General features: G+C 51.8%; 14 protein-coding genes. 8 read left to right on the plus strand and 6 right to left on the minus strand.

Going from position 1 to position 15,612, the window contains the following annotated elements; genetic code table 11:
• Nucleotides 1-16 precede the first annotated feature (16 nt).
• A complete protein-coding gene (locus tag ABXG94_RS05335) occupies nt 17-3,433 on the minus strand; it encodes an indolepyruvate ferredoxin oxidoreductase family protein (RefSeq protein WP_353532767.1) in 3,417 nt (1,138 codons plus the stop codon).
• A gap of 171 nt (nt 3,434-3,604) precedes the next feature.
• Between ABXG94_RS05335 and ABXG94_RS05340 the strand changes: the two genes are divergently transcribed.
• From ABXG94_RS05340 to grxD, 6 genes are all read left to right on the plus strand, one after another.
• Nucleotides 3,605-4,510 (plus strand): LysR family transcriptional regulator, encoded by a 906-nt coding sequence (locus tag ABXG94_RS05340; RefSeq protein ID WP_353532768.1) that lies wholly within the window; start codon nt 3,605-3,607, stop codon nt 4,508-4,510.
• A gap of 276 nt (nt 4,511-4,786) precedes the next feature.
• Nucleotides 4,787-6,946, plus strand: coding sequence for a phosphoribosylformylglycinamidine synthase subunit PurL (gene purL / locus ABXG94_RS05345; RefSeq protein ID WP_353532769.1), 2,160 nt, complete (start codon nt 4,787-4,789; stop codon nt 6,944-6,946).
• Between the two features lie 2 nt (nt 6,947-6,948).
• Complete coding sequence (locus ABXG94_RS05350) at nt 6,949-7,515, plus strand: hypothetical protein (RefSeq protein ID WP_353532770.1); 567 nt, start codon at nt 6,949-6,951, stop codon at nt 7,513-7,515.
• Between the two features lie 29 nt (nt 7,516-7,544).
• Complete coding sequence (locus tag ABXG94_RS05355; RefSeq protein WP_353532771.1) at nt 7,545-7,781, plus strand: BolA family protein; 237 nt, start codon at nt 7,545-7,547, stop codon at nt 7,779-7,781.
• Nucleotides 7,778-8,068, plus strand: coding sequence for a hypothetical protein (locus ABXG94_RS05360; protein WP_353532772.1), 291 nt, complete (start codon nt 7,778-7,780; stop codon nt 8,066-8,068). The genes ABXG94_RS05355 and ABXG94_RS05360 overlap by 4 nt, the downstream gene beginning before the upstream one ends.
• Nucleotides 8,065-8,427: a Grx4 family monothiol glutaredoxin gene (grxD, locus tag ABXG94_RS05365; RefSeq protein WP_353532773.1), complete on the plus strand. Its 363-nt coding sequence runs from the start codon at nt 8,065-8,067 to the stop codon at nt 8,425-8,427. The genes ABXG94_RS05360 and grxD overlap by 4 nt, the downstream gene beginning before the upstream one ends.
• Nucleotides 8,428-8,479: 52 nt before the next feature.
• Here the strand turns inward: grxD and ABXG94_RS05370 are convergent, their stop codons facing one another.
• Complete coding sequence (locus ABXG94_RS05370; RefSeq protein WP_353532774.1) at nt 8,480-8,875, minus strand: cell division protein ZapA; 396 nt, start codon at nt 8,873-8,875, stop codon at nt 8,480-8,482.
• Entirely contained in the window at nt 8,875-9,468 is a 594-nt protein-coding gene (locus ABXG94_RS05375) for a hypothetical protein (protein WP_353532775.1), read from the minus strand. The genes ABXG94_RS05370 and ABXG94_RS05375 overlap by 1 nt, the downstream gene beginning before the upstream one ends.
• Nucleotides 9,469-9,737: 269 nt before the next feature.
• Between ABXG94_RS05375 and tkt the strand changes: the two genes are divergently transcribed.
• Nucleotides 9,738-11,711 carry a transketolase gene (tkt, locus tag ABXG94_RS05380; RefSeq protein WP_502901693.1) on the plus strand — a complete coding sequence of 658 codons (1,974 nt, stop codon included), beginning with the start codon at nt 9,738-9,740 and terminating at the stop codon, nt 11,709-11,711.
• A 118-nt stretch (nt 11,712-11,829) separates the two neighbouring features.
• Here tkt and coaD read toward each other — a convergent pair whose 3' ends face one another.
• The 3 genes from coaD to ABXG94_RS05395 form a co-directional block, all read right to left on the minus strand.
• Complete coding sequence (gene coaD / locus ABXG94_RS05385) at nt 11,830-12,321, minus strand: pantetheine-phosphate adenylyltransferase (RefSeq protein ID WP_353532777.1); 492 nt, start codon at nt 12,319-12,321, stop codon at nt 11,830-11,832.
• A gap of 155 nt (nt 12,322-12,476) precedes the next feature.
• Nucleotides 12,477-12,911, minus strand: a complete 435-nt coding sequence (locus tag ABXG94_RS05390; protein WP_353532778.1) for a CBS domain-containing protein — start codon at nt 12,909-12,911, stop codon at nt 12,477-12,479.
• A gap of 62 nt (nt 12,912-12,973) precedes the next feature.
• Nucleotides 12,974-13,864: a LysR family transcriptional regulator gene (locus tag ABXG94_RS05395; protein ID WP_353532779.1), complete on the minus strand. Its 891-nt coding sequence runs from the start codon at nt 13,862-13,864 to the stop codon at nt 12,974-12,976.
• 108 nt (nt 13,865-13,972) lie between these two features.
• On the opposite strand from ABXG94_RS05395, the gene ABXG94_RS05400 reads away from it, so the two are divergent.
• On the plus strand, nt 13,973-15,472 hold the full coding sequence (locus ABXG94_RS05400; protein ID WP_353532780.1) for a CoA-acylating methylmalonate-semialdehyde dehydrogenase: 1,500 nt from the start codon (nt 13,973-13,975) through the stop codon (nt 15,470-15,472).
• The last annotated feature ends 140 nt before the right edge of the window (nt 15,473-15,612 follow it).

A 15,612-nucleotide genomic window follows, 5' to 3' on the forward strand; every position in this document is an offset into this window, starting at 1 on the left:
AAAAGTTGTTAGAAAATCACTCTGCGGCGTGCACCACCTTGAGAGGCTGGCGCAGTTCTGCCAACAGGCCTTCGCGCATTTTGGCGGCTTTTGCCTCGTTTGCAGCCTTTACCGGACCATACCCTTTGATCTGTTTGGGCAATTCAGCCAGCGCAATCGCAGCGGCCGGCGCGTCCGTGCCAAATGTTTTAATCACATCAGCCATGTCGGCTTCGTATTGCTTGATCAAAGCGCGTTCCATGCGGCGTTCTTCGGTTCTGCCGAAAACGTCAAACGGTGTGCCGCGCAATCTTTTCATTTTGGCCAAGAGTTTGAACCAACGCAGCATACCTTCGCCAAACTCTTTCTTTTCAGGACGCCCGTTTGCTCCTTGTTTGGCGAGCAACGGTGGTGACAGAGAAAACGTCATCTTAATATCACCATCAAACTGCGCATCAACTTTTGCGCGAGTTTCCAAGTGCAGACGCGCCACTTCGTATTCGTCTTTGTATGTCAGCAGCTTGTGGTAACCTACAGCGACGGCCTCTTTTAGATCTTCATCGTCAATTGTCGCCAGCAGTTTGTGATACTTTGCCGCCAAGGCTTTGCCCTGATACTTGACCAGATGCTTTACGCGGAAGGCGATTTTATCGTCTAGCGTCTTGGGCAACGCCAGTACGGTTGGGGCCAGAAGCTCCGCAACATCCTGAGGGAACAAAACCGACCAACGGCCAACTTCAAAGGCCCGTAAATTGGCATCGACCTTGGCCCCGTTCAATTTGATCGCGGCAATAATTGCCTCGCGGCTGACGGGGATCAATCCGCGCTGCCAGGTCGCTCCGAAAATCATCATGTTGGAATAAATCGAATCCCCCATAATTACGCGGGCCAATTCCGAAGCATCAAACAGCGTCAATCCGTCTTTTAGGCGCGCCTGCAGCGCCAAGGCCAAACGATCACCGGGGATCTTAAATTCAGCGTCTCGGGTGAAATCACCTGTGACAATCTCGTGGCTGTTGACCACTGCGCCTGTGCGATTGATCGAGGTTAAACCAAGGGTTTTTGCCGCCGCGCTAACCACAAGGTCACCACCAATCAACGCATCACATTCACCTGTGGCGACCCGAATGGCACTGATGGCGTCTGGGGTTTCCGCCAAACGACAGTGGATATGCACCGCACCGCCCTTTTGCGCGAGACCGGCCATTTCCATCATGCCTGCGGCCTTGCCATCAATCTGTGCAGACTGAGCAAGCACCGCGCCAATGGTTACAATCCCTGTGCCGCCTACCCCGGTCATCACCACATTATGCGTGCCCTCAATCGGCTTGATATCTGGCTCTGGCATATCGGGCAGTTGCAGGCTGGCTGTTGATTCTTTTTTGATTTTGGCCCCGCTGAGGGTCACAAAAGACGGGCAGAAGCCATTTACGCAGCTGAAATCTTTGTTGCAGCTTGATTGATCGATGCCGCGTTTGGTGCCCAATTCGGTTTCAACCGGAACAATAGACACACAGTTTGATTGTACACCGCAATCGCCACACCCTTCGCAGACATCCGTATTGATAAAGACACGTTTGTCTGGATCTGGGAATTTGCCCCGCTTGCGGCGGCGGCGTTTTTCATTGGCACAGGTCTGCACATAGATGATGGCCGAGACACCTGGGATGGTTTTCATCTTGTCCTGAACCGCCATGAATTCAGCGCGTTCATGGATCATCAAACCAGTTGGAAATTGTTTAAGGTCCAACTCTTCTTTTTCATCATAGACCAGAGCAATGTTTTTCACACCCATTGCCTGCAACTCTCGGGCAATTTGCGGTGCGTCAAGACCGCCATCAATCGGTTGGCCGCCCGTCATCGCCACCGCATCATTGTACAAAATTTTGTAGGTGATGTTGGTGCCTGCAACCAAAGCTGCGCGGATCGCAAGGCTGCCAGAGTGAGTATAGGTCCCGTCGCCAAGGTTTTGAAAGATGTGGTCGCGTTTTGAAAATGGGGCTTCGCCAACCCAATTGACGCCTTCGCCGCCCATCTGGGTAAAGCCAACCGAATTGCGGTCCATCCATTGCACCATATAGTGGCAGCCAATTCCGGCCCCGCCACGGCTGCCATCTGGCACTCGGGTCGACGTATTGTGCGGACAGCCAGAACAATAATGTGGCACCCGGTTTGCCAGATCTTCGGCATTGTCAGCGCGTTGGGCTGCCTCAAGGCTCTCAAGCCCTGATTTAACTGAATCAGTGCCGCGGCCTTCTTCGATCAAAATGCCACCGATTTTTTGCGCAATCATGATCGGGTCAAGCGCACCACGGGTTGGGAACAACTCTTCGGCGTGCATGCCGCCCGCACCACCTTTGTACCATCCGTATACACGGCGGCCTTTGCGGTCGTCAAAAATCGCTTCTTTGACCTGAACTTCGATCAATTTGCGTTTTTCTTCAACGATCACAATCAAATCAAGCCCATCGGCCCAATCATTGAAGCCCTTCATATCCAACGGAAAAGTCTGACCTATCTTATAGGTCGTGACACCGAGCCGCTCTGCTTCTGTAGCGTCGATGCCCAGCAACGACATCGCGTGGTTTAGATCCAGCCAGTTTTTACCAGCCGCTGCAAAACCGATTTTGGCACCGGGTTTGCCCCATACCCGTTTGTCCATTTTGTTAGCATGAGAAAACGCTTCAGCAGCAAAACGCTTGTAATCAATCATGCGGGTTTCTTGGTCGTGTGGCGTATCGGGGGTACGAATATTCAGGCCACCCAAAGGCATTTCAAATTCGGGCGTCACAATTTCCATGCGGTCGATATTGCCGTCGATAACAGACGTCGCTTCGATGGTGTCTTTCATTGTCTTAAGACCAACCCAGACGCCGGCAAATCGCGACAAGGCCAAGCCATAAAGCCCGTAGTCGATGATTTCCTGCACACCTGCCGGAGACACAACGGGCATATAGGCATCCACCAAAGCCCATTCGGACTGATGCAAAACGGTCGAGCTTTCCCCGGTGTGGTCATCGCCCAATGCCATTAAGACGCCACCGTGTTTTGAGGTGCCCGCCATATTGGCGTGGCGCATCACATCCCCTGTCCGGTCAACCCCCGGTCCCTTGCCATACCAAAGACCAAAGACCCCATCAAACTTGCCTTCGCCCCGCATCTCTGCCTGCTGAGCACCCCAAAGCGCTGTCGCCGCGAGGTCCTCGTTCAACCCTGATTGAAAGGTAACATCCGCCGGTTCAAGCAACGGTTTCGCTCGTGTCATGACGCTGTCGACAGCGCCGAGTGGTGAACCACGATACCCCGTCACAAAACCTGCGGTATTCAGGCCAGCGGCGGTATCACGTGCTTTTTGCGTTAACATCAAACGCACAAGCGCCTGTGTTCCGTTCAGAAGTACCTGCTTTTTAGAAAGGTCAAACTTGTCGTTTAACGAGACTTCTTGGATCGTCATCTTGCGTCTCCCCTAGGGCTCGATGATATATTGAATATAGCGCAATATTAGGTCACAAATCCTGACCTACCCAAGGGAAAATAGAGACACTTTCAAAGAAACCTCGCGTCACATGTTTCGTTTTTTTGTAAATTCTCCTATGGGTTCAATTGCATAAAGAAAGTTGCGGGAATGGACTGGGATAAATTAAGAATATTTCATGCGGTTGCTGATGCAGGCAGCCTGACACATGCAGGTGATACGTTACATTTGTCACAATCTGCTGTTTCCCGACAGGTGCGCGCACTTGAAGAGAGCCTAAATACCACGCTTTTTCACCGTCATGCCCGCGGACTGATTCTTACCGAGCAAGGTGAATTGCTGTTTGACGCGACACGCGCCATGTCCAAACGTCTTGATGCCGCTTCGGCGCGCATTCGCGACAGCGAAGAAGAAGTGTTTGGAGAATTGCGGGTCACAACCACACTGGGCTTTGGGACCCTTTGGTTGGCCCCACGCCTGCACAAACTTTATGCCAAGTATCCAGATCTTAATATTGACCTGATGCTCGAAGAGCGGGTGTTAGATTTACCAATGCGCGAAGCAGATGCGGCCATCCGAATGAAAGAGCCTTCGCAAGCAGACTTGATTCGTAAGCGTTTGATGAGTGTGCGGATGCGACTTTATGCAACGCAGGGCTATCTTGATGCAAAAGGCATGCCAGAGATAGCAGCTGATTTGTCAAATCACCGGTTAATTGCTCAGAACATGGGGGCCACTCAGGTGGGGGCAAGTTCTGCTTTGACTCAATCTCTGATGACCAATGATATCCCCTCTCGATTGATGGTGAATAATTATTTTGGTGTGCTGCAAGCCGTTCTACATGACCTTGGAATCGGTATTTTGCCGAATTATGTGGTGGAAGAGTCACCTGATCTTGTAAGGGTCCTGCCAGAGATCGAAAGCGCGGAAGTGCCCGTTTATTTGGCATATCCAGAGGAATTGCGACATTCAAAGCGCATTCAAGCCTTTCGAGACTTTGTGCAAGAAGAGATCCTAATTCACCGTAAGCTGATGAAAGCACAAGGTAAAGTCTGAGCTATGCACTGATGGCATAGCGGGTTTGCAGAGCCAAAGCCCTAGATTTTCTTGAAAGTTTATCAAGTGATGCCTATTTCAGCTATCGAAGGCGATGACTGCTGAAAAGCTCATCGTATTCATACCTCCCTGTTGGACTTCGGCCGAGCTTATTGCTCGGCCTTTTTTTTGGGCCACGCTTTACAGGGCTTGACGAATTGCCCTCAGCCTCTTCCCCAATCCGCCCCAATGAATTAAGAGACGCGCAACGCGGAACCCCTAAGGGAATCTAGAGACATGCAAGACCCAGAAATCACCGAAGACGTCATCTCAGCACATGGCTTTACACCTGATGAATATTCCGAGGTGATCAAAATTCTGGGTCGAGATCCAAACTTTACTGAACTTGGTATCTTTTCGGCCATGTGGAACGAGCATTGCTCTTATAAGTCATCCAAGAAATGGCTGCGCACTTTGCCAACCGAAGGCCCACAAGTGATCTGCGGACCAGGCGAGAACGCCGGTATTGTTGACATTGGCGACGGTCAGGCCGTGGTGTTCAAAATGGAAAGCCATAACCATCCCTCTTATATCGAGCCATACCAAGGCGCGGCCACGGGTGTTGGCGGCATTTTGCGCGATGTATTTACGATGGGCGCACGGCCGATTGCTGCGATGAACTCATTGTCCTTTGGTGAGCCATCTCACCCGAAAACCAAACAATTGGTAAACGGTGTGGTCGAAGGTGTTGGCGGGTACGGCAATTGCTTTGGCGTACCAACAGTGGGCGGCGAAGTTCGGTTCCACGCAGCGTATAATGGCAACTGCCTGGTGAACGCTTTTGCTGCGGGCATCGCGGATACCGACAAGATCTTTTATTCTGCCGCGTCCGGCATTGGCATGCCGGTTGTTTATCTTGGCGCAAAAACCGGACGTGACGGCGTTGGCGGCGCGACCATGGCGTCAGCGGAATTTGACGACACAATCGAAGAAAAGCGCCCAACTGTGCAAGTTGGTGACCCCTTTACCGAAAAACGTCTGATGGAAGCCACGCTAGAGCTGATGCAAACCGGCGCGGTGATTTCAATCCAAGATATGGGGGCCGCGGGTCTGACATGTTCAGCGGTTGAAATGGGCGACAAAGGCGGATTGGGCGTAAAGCTGAACCTTGAGGATGTGCCGCAGCGCGAAGACAATATGACGGCCTATGAAATGATGCTGTCAGAGTCACAAGAACGCATGTTGATGGTCCTAAAGCCAGAGCTGGAAGCAGAAGCGCGTGCTGTGTTTGTGAAGTGGGATCTGGATTTTGCTATCGTTGGCGAGACCATTGCAGAAGACCGCTTTTTGATCCTGCACAACGGCGAAGTCAAAGCTGACCTGACCCTGTCCAAATTGTCATCTACTGCGCCAGAGTATGACCGTCCATGGGTGGAAACACCGGCGGCAGAACCGATGGCCGATGTGCCAGAGGTCGATGCCATTGACGGGTTGAAAGCGTTGATCGCTTCGCCGAACTATGCGGCGAAACAATGGGTTTATAACCAATATGACTCGATGGTCATGGCGGACACTGCGCGTGGTCCGGGCACAGGCTCTGGACTGTTGCGCGTGCATGGCACCGACAAAAAGCTGGCCTTTACCTCTGATGTGACCCCGCGTTATGTCAAAGCAAACCCCGTTGAAGGTGGCAAGCAGGCTGTGGCCGAAGCTTATCGCAATCTGACAGCCGTGGGTGCCAAACCATTGGCAACAACTGACAACATGAACTTTGGCAACCCAGAAAAGCCAGAGATCATGGGGCAATTTGTAGGGGCGATCAAAGGTATTGGCGAGGCCGTGAAAGCCTTGGATATGCCGATCGTGTCAGGCAACGTTTCGCTTTATAACGAAACTGACGGCAGTGGTATTCTGCCAACCCCAACGATTGGTGCTGTTGGCTTGATTGCCGCCGACGAAGACCCGATCGTGGGCGAGGTGCGTGAAGGCCATGTAGCTTTGGTCATTGGCGACACCGAAGGCCATTTGGGGCAATCAGCGCTGTTGGCCGAAGTGTTCAATCGCGAAGATGGTGATGCGCCAACGGTGGATCTGGCTGCAGAGAAACGCAACGGCGAATTCATTCGCGACAATCGCGAGTTGGTCACCGTCTGCACCGATTTGTCTGATGGTGGTTTGGCCTTGGCGGCGTTTGAACTGGCAGAAGCTGCCGGTGTTGGTGTTGTGCTTGACGCATCTGATACACCAGCGTTGTTTGGAGAAGACCAAGCGCGCTATTTAGTGGCTTGCAATTTTGATCAGGCCGAAGCGCTGATGGTGAAAGCCATGGCGGCAGGCGTTCCGATCCATTCAGTTGGCAGATTCACCGGTGACAGCGTGAAATTTGGCGGCTCTGTTGCGCCTCTGTGCGAACTTTCGGAGATCTTCCGCAGCAGTTTCCAGGACGCGGTGGCCTGAACATGGCGGGGAAGACATATGACTTCCCCGATTTAAAAGCAGATTGCAGCGCCTGTGCAGCCCTTTGCTGTATCGCGCTGCATTTTGACAAAGGCGACGCCTTTGGGTTTGATAAGTTGGCCGGAGTGCCCTGCCCCAACCTCGCAAAATCAGATTTTTCCTGCACGATACACCAAGATTTGGCGTTGGCCGGTTTTGAAGGCTGTATTCGGTTTGATTGTCGCGGTGCCGGCCAAGCGGTCACACAGGACGTTTTTGACGGAAAAGACTGGCGCAGCCATCCCAATATCCTTGGCGATATGATGACGGCGTTTCAAATCATGCGCCAGTTGCACAAAGTGCTTGAAATCCTGAAACTTCTAAGCCAGCTGCCGCTGCACAAAAGCGAAGCCCAGACACTTGCAGATCTGGTTGATGATTTTGCTCCACCAGACGATGGATGGACGCTTGAGGCATTGGAAAAACTACAGACCTCTGGAGCCTTTGCACACTATCAATCTGCACTGCCAAGCTTTCGCAGCGTCGCAACCGATCCGAATGCCCTTGCAGCCCTGCAGGACCCATCCTAAATTAAGCACAATGAAATACAGGAGCATTCATGGCCATTCTAGCCTCTGATATCGAAACGCTGATCCGCGACGCTTTCCCAAACGCACAGGTGACGGTGCAGGGTGACGACGGGGCGCATTTCGCAGCCGAAGTCATCGACGAGAGCTTTCGGGGCAAAAACCGCGTTCAGCAACAGCGCGCTGTATATGCCGCGCTCAAAGGTAAGATGGATGGTGCCAACGGCGAACTTCACGCCCTTGCCCTGACAACCAAAGTGCCAGAGTGAGCTTAGGCGCGATCATAGCCGTCGCTATTGGCGCGATATTGGCTTTGGCCGCAATTGCAGAGGCTTGGCTAAAGCGGAACCGTTATCGCCCCTTGTTGACCGACGAAAAGCGGCGTCGCGTCGACGATCCCAGCGAAAGAAACAACACAAGCACCTCTACGATCTTATCAACATCCATTGGATCAACATCCAATGGCCAAACCCAAAAAGTTTGGCACGTGACAAAAGACCCGCAAAAATACGCTCAGGTTATGATGCCTGAGGCTGCAAAGGACAAAAGAAAATGAGCGACGCAAAAACCCGCATCGAAGAGACCAACAAATCCAACGACGTTGTGCTTTACATGAAAGGCACAAAGGAAATGCCGCAATGTGGTTTTTCCAGCCGCGTAGCCGGTGTTTTGAACTATATGGGCGTTGAATTTGCTGATGTGAATGTTTTGGCTGACGACGACATCCGTCAAGGCATCAAAGATTTCTCTGATTGGCCAACCATTCCACAGCTATATGTCAAAGGCGAGTTTGTTGGCGGCTGTGACATCATCACCGAAATGACTTTGTCAGGCGAGCTGGACACAATGTTTGATGAAAACGGTGTCGGATATAACAAAGAAATGGCTGACAAGATCCGCGAAGCAAACGGCTAAGCCATCAGCCGGACCTGGCCCGCAAAAATGACCTATCAAGCAAGGCGGCTACTTATGTGGCCGCCTTTTCTTCGATATCATCTGCCAAAGATTCAGCCCGCGCTGCAAGTTCTGCCAAGGCATCTTTGACAGCCGAAGGCACCACTGGAATTTCGATCTTTTCTGGCAAAGGCGTCGGCGTGTTCTGCAAGGATTCAATCTCCTTTACCTGCTCTGCAACCTTGGCTTCTAATTCGCGCATCCGGTCTTCCATGCCAGCGGTTTTGTCCGCCAGCATAAGCCCAGACATCAACAACATGCGCGCCTCAGGAATGCGGCCGATCTGACTGGTCAAAACCGTCGCTTCGTCGTCCAACATCTTTGCAGCAGAGCGTAGGAAGTGTTGCTCACCATCCTGGCAAGCCACTTCAAAAACACGACCCCCAATTGAAATCTCGACCTCAGGCATCAGGCTTCCCCTTCAAAGTCATGGTCTTCTGGGGCGTCCCCCAACAAAGGCTGCAAGGTTTTCAAAATAACATCAGTCTCAGCGCGCTCTAATTCATGCGCTGCGGTCAAAGCGTCAAATTCAACCTGCAAAGATTGATTGATCAGAGACGCGTCGGCGACATTTTCAGCAGCGGCCCGGCGCAGCGCCAATGCGTTTGTGCGCATAAGCTTGTTAGAGCGCCGCATGCGCACCAAGCGTCCACTGAGCCCTTCCCAGGCCTCGCGTTCTTCAAGTGCGGACTGACGGAGTGCAGAAATCTCTTCGGCAAAGCCCGCTTTCAACATCTCAAGTTCCGCACCACCGCCGGTGCCTTCAGCGGCAACGCTTTGTGCTTGTGCCTCGGCTGTGACGGCTTTCAGACGTTCTTGCAATTGTGCATTGGCCAGACGCTCATCCTCTAGGGCATTGCGTAACGCTGCAATTTCGGCGCTTTGATCTTTGGCCTGATCATTGGTTTGGACCGGTGCGGCCTGACCAACTTTATCTATGCCATTGGCGATACGATCCAAAGCAGAAGATAATCTGTTTTCCAGTTCTGCGATCTCACCCATAGAATTGACCCTTTCACACCCTGTCTAACACTACATGGCAGGCGCAACGAATCGCACCCATCCCTCGTTTTTAGCGAGTTTACCCAATGGCCCAACAAATTGCGCCCCCTTTAACATCAACGACTTGCAGGATGTGCTTAATCCTGCCTGCAAGGCTGTTCTTGATCTTGCGCGCAGGCCTGCTATTGAGCGCGCATACATCGCGATATAACAAAGGACGCCGCCTCGTGGACATCGCCGCTCTCAAAGCCAAAAACCCAGACCATTGGATGAAAGCCACCGCCATTCGCGCCCTCGCATTGGACGCTGTGGCTGCTGCAAATTCTGGCCACACAGGCATGCCGATTGGCATGGCTGATGTCGCCACAGTGCTGTTTGAAAAGCACCTGAAATTTGATGCGGCCAATCCGCAATGGCCAGACCGGGACCGTTTCATCTTGTCAGCGGGCCATGGCTCGATGCTGATCTATGCGCTGCTCTATCTGTGTGGTGATAAACAAGTCACCCTGGATCAAGTCAAAAACTTCCGCCAGCTTGGCGCTTTGACTGCGGGCCATCCGGAAAACTTCCTGTTGGATGCGGTTGAAACCACCACCGGCCCACTGGGTCAGGGCATTGCCAACTCGGTTGGCTTTGCAATGGCTGAAGAAATTCAGCGCGCACAATATGGCAAGAAAATTGTGGATCACAACACTTATGTGATCGCGGGCGACGGATGCCTGATGGAGGGCATCAGCCAAGAAGCTTTGGGCATCGCAGGCCGCCACAATTTGGGCAAGCTGGTTGTGTTCTGGGACAACAATAACATCACGATCGATGGCACGGTTGAACTTTCAGACAAAACCAACCAGGTCCAACGCTTCAAAGCCTCTGGTTGGCACGTACAGGAAATTGACGGCCACGATCCGGAACAGATTGATGCGGCCATCACAGCAGCTAAGAAATCCAAAAAACCGTCGATGATCGCCTGCAAAACCCACATTGCTTTGGGCCATGCCGCGCAAGACACATCCAAAGGTCACGGCGCACTCACTGACCCTGATCAATTGAAAGCGGCTAAAGACAATTGGGGATGGAACCACGGTTCCTTTGAAGTCCCTGCGGACGTCAAAGCACAATGGGAAGCCATCGGTGCCCGTGGGGCAGCGGATCGCCAAGCCTGGGAAGGTCGTTTTTCTGAGGTTTCCAGCCAGAAACAAGCAAAGTTCAACCGCGCCTATGCTTTGGAAGCACCAAAGAAACTGTCAGCCGCTGTAAAAGCTTTGAAGAAAACAATTTCTGAAGAGCAACCAAAGGTCGCGACACGTAAGTCGTCTGAAATGGCGCTTCAGGTTATCAACGAAGTCATGCATGAAACCGTCGGTGGATCTGCAGACCTGACAGGGTCAAACAACACAAAGACCGACGCGTTGGGCATGTTTGAAACCAACAACCGCGGTGGTCGCTACGTGTATTGGGGCATCCGCGAACACGGTATGGCATCGGCGATGAACGGCATGGTGCTGCACGGCGGTATGCGTGCTTATGGCGGTACCTTTATGGCCTTCACAGATTATGCGCGCCCAGCAATGCGTTTGGCGGCTCTGATGAAGATCCCAACGGTCTTTGTGATGACACATGACTCTATAGGGGTTGGCGAAGATGGCCCAACACACCAACCGGTAGAACATGTTGCGATTTCGCGTTCTACTCCAAACACATATGTGTTCCGCCCAGCGGACACCGTGGAAACCGCCGAAGCATGGGAAATTGCGGTAACCAGCAAATCCACACCTTCGGTTATGGCTTTGACCCGTCAGGGCCTGCCAACTGTACGTACCGAACACAAGCTCAAGAACCTGACCGAACAAGGCGCGTATGTTTTGGCTGATGCCGACGGCAAACGCCAAGCCATCTTGATCGCAACCGGTTCCGAGGTTGAAGTCGCGATGAAAGCCCGTGACATCCTGCAAGCTGAAGGCATTGGCACACGCGTTGTGTCTATGCCCTGCATGGAGCTTTTTGCGGAGCAAGACGAAAGCTATCGTCGCAAAGTGCTGCCAGCAGGCCCTGTGCGTGTTGGTATCGAAGCAGGCGTTCAGCAAGGCTGGGATCGTTGGTTGCTTGGCGAACGTGGCAAAGAGCAAAAGGCGCGCTTTGTGGGTATGGACAGCTTTGGTGCATCCGCTCCAGCAGGTCAGCTGTTTGAAAAATTTGGCATCACAGCCGAAAACGTTGCGCAGCAAGTCAAAGACATGCTGTAAGCAGATTATAATAGACAAAGAAAAGGCGGCCACTGCGAGCCGCCTTTTTTTAATTTGGTCATTTTCAAGGTCGCAGACCGATTGGTCTGGCAGGCCAGACCCAAAACTCACAAAGGGATTACCCCAGTCGGGCGTTTAACGCAGCTTTGACATCTGGTGTGACAAATTTCGTAATGTCCCCCCCCAAGCGCGCGATTTCTTTGACCAGTTTGCTGGCAATAGCCTGATGCTGCAGATCTGCCATCAAAAACACAGTTTCAATGCTTGAATCTAAGGCGCGGTTCATCCCAACCATCTGATATTCATATTCAAAATCCGTCACCGCACGCAAACCACGTACAATAATGGAAGCGCCAACATCCTTGGCGCAATCAATCAAGAGGTTTTCAAAAGGATGGGCGACAATTTCCGTGCCAGTCTCTTTTGACAGTTTTTCACATTCGGCTTCGATCATCGCGACTCGTTCTTCCAGTGAAAAAAGCGGTCCCTTGTCGCGATTAATGGCAACGCCAATCACCAGCCGATCCACCAGCACGGATGCACGACGTATAATGTCGACATGGCCAAGTGTGATTGGATCAAAGGTTCCAGGATAAAGGCCTGTGCGCATCTGTCTTCTCCGAATTTTCTGTGGGCACACGCAACATTATTGCGCAGCAAATTGCAAGGTACCAACTGTCACACGCCGTAATACTACGGGTCACAAACCAACAAAAAGGCTGCGCCCTATCTGCGCAGCCCATCGTTCTGTTCTGAACCTTTGCTTTAGTGCCCCATAATCATGCCTTCGAGGGCATCCTTTTCCATCGCCAACTCTGTCAACCGAGCCTTGACAACGTCGCCAAGGGTAATCAGGCCAACCATATCATCACCTTCCATAACAGGCATGTGTCGGAACCGACCTTCGGTCATTTTTTCAAGGATTTCATTGGCGTCATCTGCAAGTGCACAGGTCACCAGTTTCTTGGTCATAAGTTCATCGACAACATCACTCATACACGCTGCGCCGCGTGTGGCGAGTTCACGCACAATATCACGCTCTGACAAAATCCCGGCCGCTGCGCGACCATCGCTAGAGACCACAACCGACCCGATCCTGTTTTCGGCCAAAACCTTAGCCGCATCTTTGACCAACGAGCCCGGTTCTACAGTCAAAACTTTTGCATCGCCTTTTGCCTTCAGAATCTGTTGCACCAGCATTAAGGGTCCACCTCTGTTAAATAATTTCGTTTAGACCAGCGTCGTCGCAAGAATCGCAAAAGTCAAGTCAGCGCCTCTAGCCGCGACACTTCGTTACGCAGGCCTTCAAGCAGAGCTTTGGCAAATCTGTTCAGCCGTTCAAGACGTTTGTCATCTTCGTGACGCACAAGATAAAACCCGCGTGATAATTGTATATGATCCAATAAAATGCGCGTCACACCTGGCGTTAACGGCAGCGCAAAATCATGCACAATGCCCAAACCACCGCCCTGGCGCACACAATTCAATTGAACCGAAACAGAATTTGACGCCAGATCTGCTATTTCGACACCCAATGCCTTGAGATAATCCAGCTCTTTGTCAAAGATCATGTCAGATATATACCCAACCATCCGATGACCTCGCAGATCTTCTGGCGTCTTGATCTCTGGGTATTTCTCCAAATAGCTTTCTGCACCCGCCAGGCTTAATTTGTAGTCCGCGATTTTTTGCACGATAAGCCGGCCGGTTTTTGGTGGGCTTACGGCCACAACGAAATCTGCTTCGCGTTTGGACAAACTAAAGACGCGTGGCAAAGCCACAATTTGGATTTCTAATTCTGGGTTTTCTTCGGCAATACGCGCACAGACTTGCGGCAATAAGAAATTTGCGGCCCCGTCTGGCGCGCCAATTCTAATCTGACCTGACATGCCCCTTGTTGTGCCACTCAGTTCCTCTGAGGCCATCTGCATGGACTGTTCAACGCGTTCAGCGTGCACAAGCAACCTTTGCCCCATATCCGTCAGCGCGTAGCCCTGAGGCGATTTCAGAAACAATAGCCCACCGCCGCTTTCTTCGAGCCGCGCGATGCGCCGCCCCACTGTCGCCGGATCCATTTTCAATCGCTTACCGGCCTGCGACAGGCTTTCATCACGCGCCACCGCCAAAAACACTTTTAGATCATCCCAGTGCACTGATGCCTCATTTCATTTTGCAAAAATGCAATATCAATTTGGTAAATTCTATCTTTTACACACCAATTTGCAAGACTACTCTTATCGCAACCGCAAAGGAGCACCCAAATGCAAGAGCTGACCCACTATATCAACGGCGCACATGTCAAAGGCACGTCGGGCAGATTTGCCGATGTTTTCAATCCAGCCACTGGCGAAATTGACGCAAAAGTGCCGCTGGCGAACAAAGAAGAAATGGACGCCGCCATCGAAATTGCAGCCGAAGCGCAAGTCGCTTGGGCCAAGGTCAACCCACAGCGCCGCGCGCGCGTTATGATGGCCTTTGTTGGTTTGCTTAATCGTGACATGGAAAAGCTTGCAGAAGCGCTGTCACGCGAACACGGTAAAACCATACCTGACGCAAAAGGCGACGTTCAGCGCGGGCTAGAAGTTGTAGAATATTGCATCGGTGCTCCGGAATTGCTGAAAGGCGACTTCACCGACAGCGCGGGTCCCGGCATTGATATGTATTCCATGCGCCAAGCCCTTGGGGTTACCGCTGGCATTACACCGTTTAACTTTCCCGCGATGATTCCAATGTGGATGTTCGCCCCTGCGATTGTTTGCGGCAACGCCTTTATCCTTAAGCCATCCGAACGTGACCCATCCGTGCCATTGATGCTGGCCGAACTGATGGAAGAAGCTGGTCTGCCAAAGGGTATTTTGCAAGTCGTGAACGGTGACAAAGAAGCCGTTGATGCGATCTTGTTCAATGACACTGTGCAATCGGTTGGCTTTGTTGGCTCGACACCAATCGCTGAATATATCTATGGCACAGGCTGTGCACAGGGCAAACGTGTCCAGTGTTTTGGCGGTGCAAAGAACCACATGATCATTATGCCAGATGCCGATCTGGACCAAGCCGCGGATGCGTTGATTGGCGCAGGCTATGGCGCAGCAGGCGAACGCTGCATGGCGATCTCTGTAGCCGTACCAGTGGGCGAAGAAACCGCAGACCGTTTGATCGAAAAGTTGGTGCCACGCATCGAAAAACTGAAAGTCGGGCCGTATACCGCTGGCAACGATGTGGATTATGGCCCGGTTGTTACCGCAGCTGCCAAAGCCAATATTCTGAACCTCGTTCAGTCCGGTGTTGATCAGGGTGCAGAACTGGTTGTGGATGGTCGCGATTTCTCACTGCAAGGATACGAAGAGGGTTTCTTTGTTGGGCCGCATCTGTTTGACCGCGTCACCCCAGATATGGATATCTATACAAAAGAAATCTTTGGTCCGGTGCTGTCAACTGTGCGCGCGTCTACTTATGAAGAAGCGATTAATCTGGCGATTGACCACGAATATGGCAATGGAACGGCCATCTATACGCGCGATGGCGACACCGCCCGTGACTTTGCCAATCGCATCAATATAGGCATGGTTGGCATCAACGTGCCAATCCCTGTTCCGTTGGCCTATCACACCTTTGGCGGTTGGAAAAAATCTGTCTTTGGCGATCTGAACCAACATGGTCCTGATGCTTTCAAATTCTACACACGCACCAAGACAATCACTTCCCGTTGGCCTTCTGGCATCAAAGAAGGTGGCGAGTTCAACTTTAAGCCAATGGACTAAAGCCCCCTAAATTTTGTGAAATGCCCGTACTTTGTAACGGGCATTTCAATCTTTAATTGCGAAAAGATTATTGAGAAAAGATGTCTCAATTAGCAACCTCATCTTAAGGGTTTGATTTTTAAGTTTTTTTGCCATAGGCT

The organism is Cognatishimia sp. WU-CL00825 (genome assembly GCF_040364665.1).
In the GTDB taxonomy this organism is placed as follows: Bacteria; Pseudomonadota; Alphaproteobacteria; order Rhodobacterales; family Rhodobacteraceae; genus Cognatishimia.

Excerpts from the sequence above, each read along its gene's own strand:
- tkt (WP_502901693.1), top strand. The coding sequence starts at position 9,738 with ATGAAAGCCACCGCCATTCGCGCCCTCGCATTGGACGCTGTGGCTGCT.
- coaD (WP_353532777.1), bottom strand. The coding sequence starts at position 12,321 with ATGCGCACAGGCCTTTATCCTGGAACCTTTGATCCAATCACACTTGGC.
- ABXG94_RS05400 (WP_353532780.1), top strand. The coding sequence starts at position 13,973 with ATGCAAGAGCTGACCCACTATATCAACGGCGCACATGTCAAAGGCACG.
- purL (WP_353532769.1), top strand. The coding sequence starts at position 4,787 with ATGCAAGACCCAGAAATCACCGAAGACGTCATCTCAGCACATGGCTTT.
- ABXG94_RS05335 (WP_353532767.1), bottom strand. The coding sequence starts at position 3,433 with ATGACGATCCAAGAAGTCTCGTTAAACGACAAGTTTGACCTTTCTAAA.
- ABXG94_RS05355 (WP_353532771.1), top strand. The coding sequence starts at position 7,545 with ATGGCCATTCTAGCCTCTGATATCGAAACGCTGATCCGCGACGCTTTC.
- ABXG94_RS05350 (WP_353532770.1), top strand. The coding sequence starts at position 6,949 with ATGGCGGGGAAGACATATGACTTCCCCGATTTAAAAGCAGATTGCAGC.
- ABXG94_RS05370 (WP_353532774.1), bottom strand. The coding sequence starts at position 8,875 with ATGCCTGAGGTCGAGATTTCAATTGGGGGTCGTGTTTTTGAAGTGGCT.
- ABXG94_RS05340 (WP_353532768.1), top strand. The coding sequence starts at position 3,605 with ATGGACTGGGATAAATTAAGAATATTTCATGCGGTTGCTGATGCAGGC.
- grxD (WP_353532773.1), top strand. The coding sequence starts at position 8,065 with ATGAGCGACGCAAAAACCCGCATCGAAGAGACCAACAAATCCAACGAC.
- ABXG94_RS05390 (WP_353532778.1), bottom strand. The coding sequence starts at position 12,911 with ATGCTGGTGCAACAGATTCTGAAGGCAAAAGGCGATGCAAAAGTTTTG.
- ABXG94_RS05375 (WP_353532775.1), bottom strand. The coding sequence starts at position 9,468 with ATGGGTGAGATCGCAGAACTGGAAAACAGATTATCTTCTGCTTTGGAT.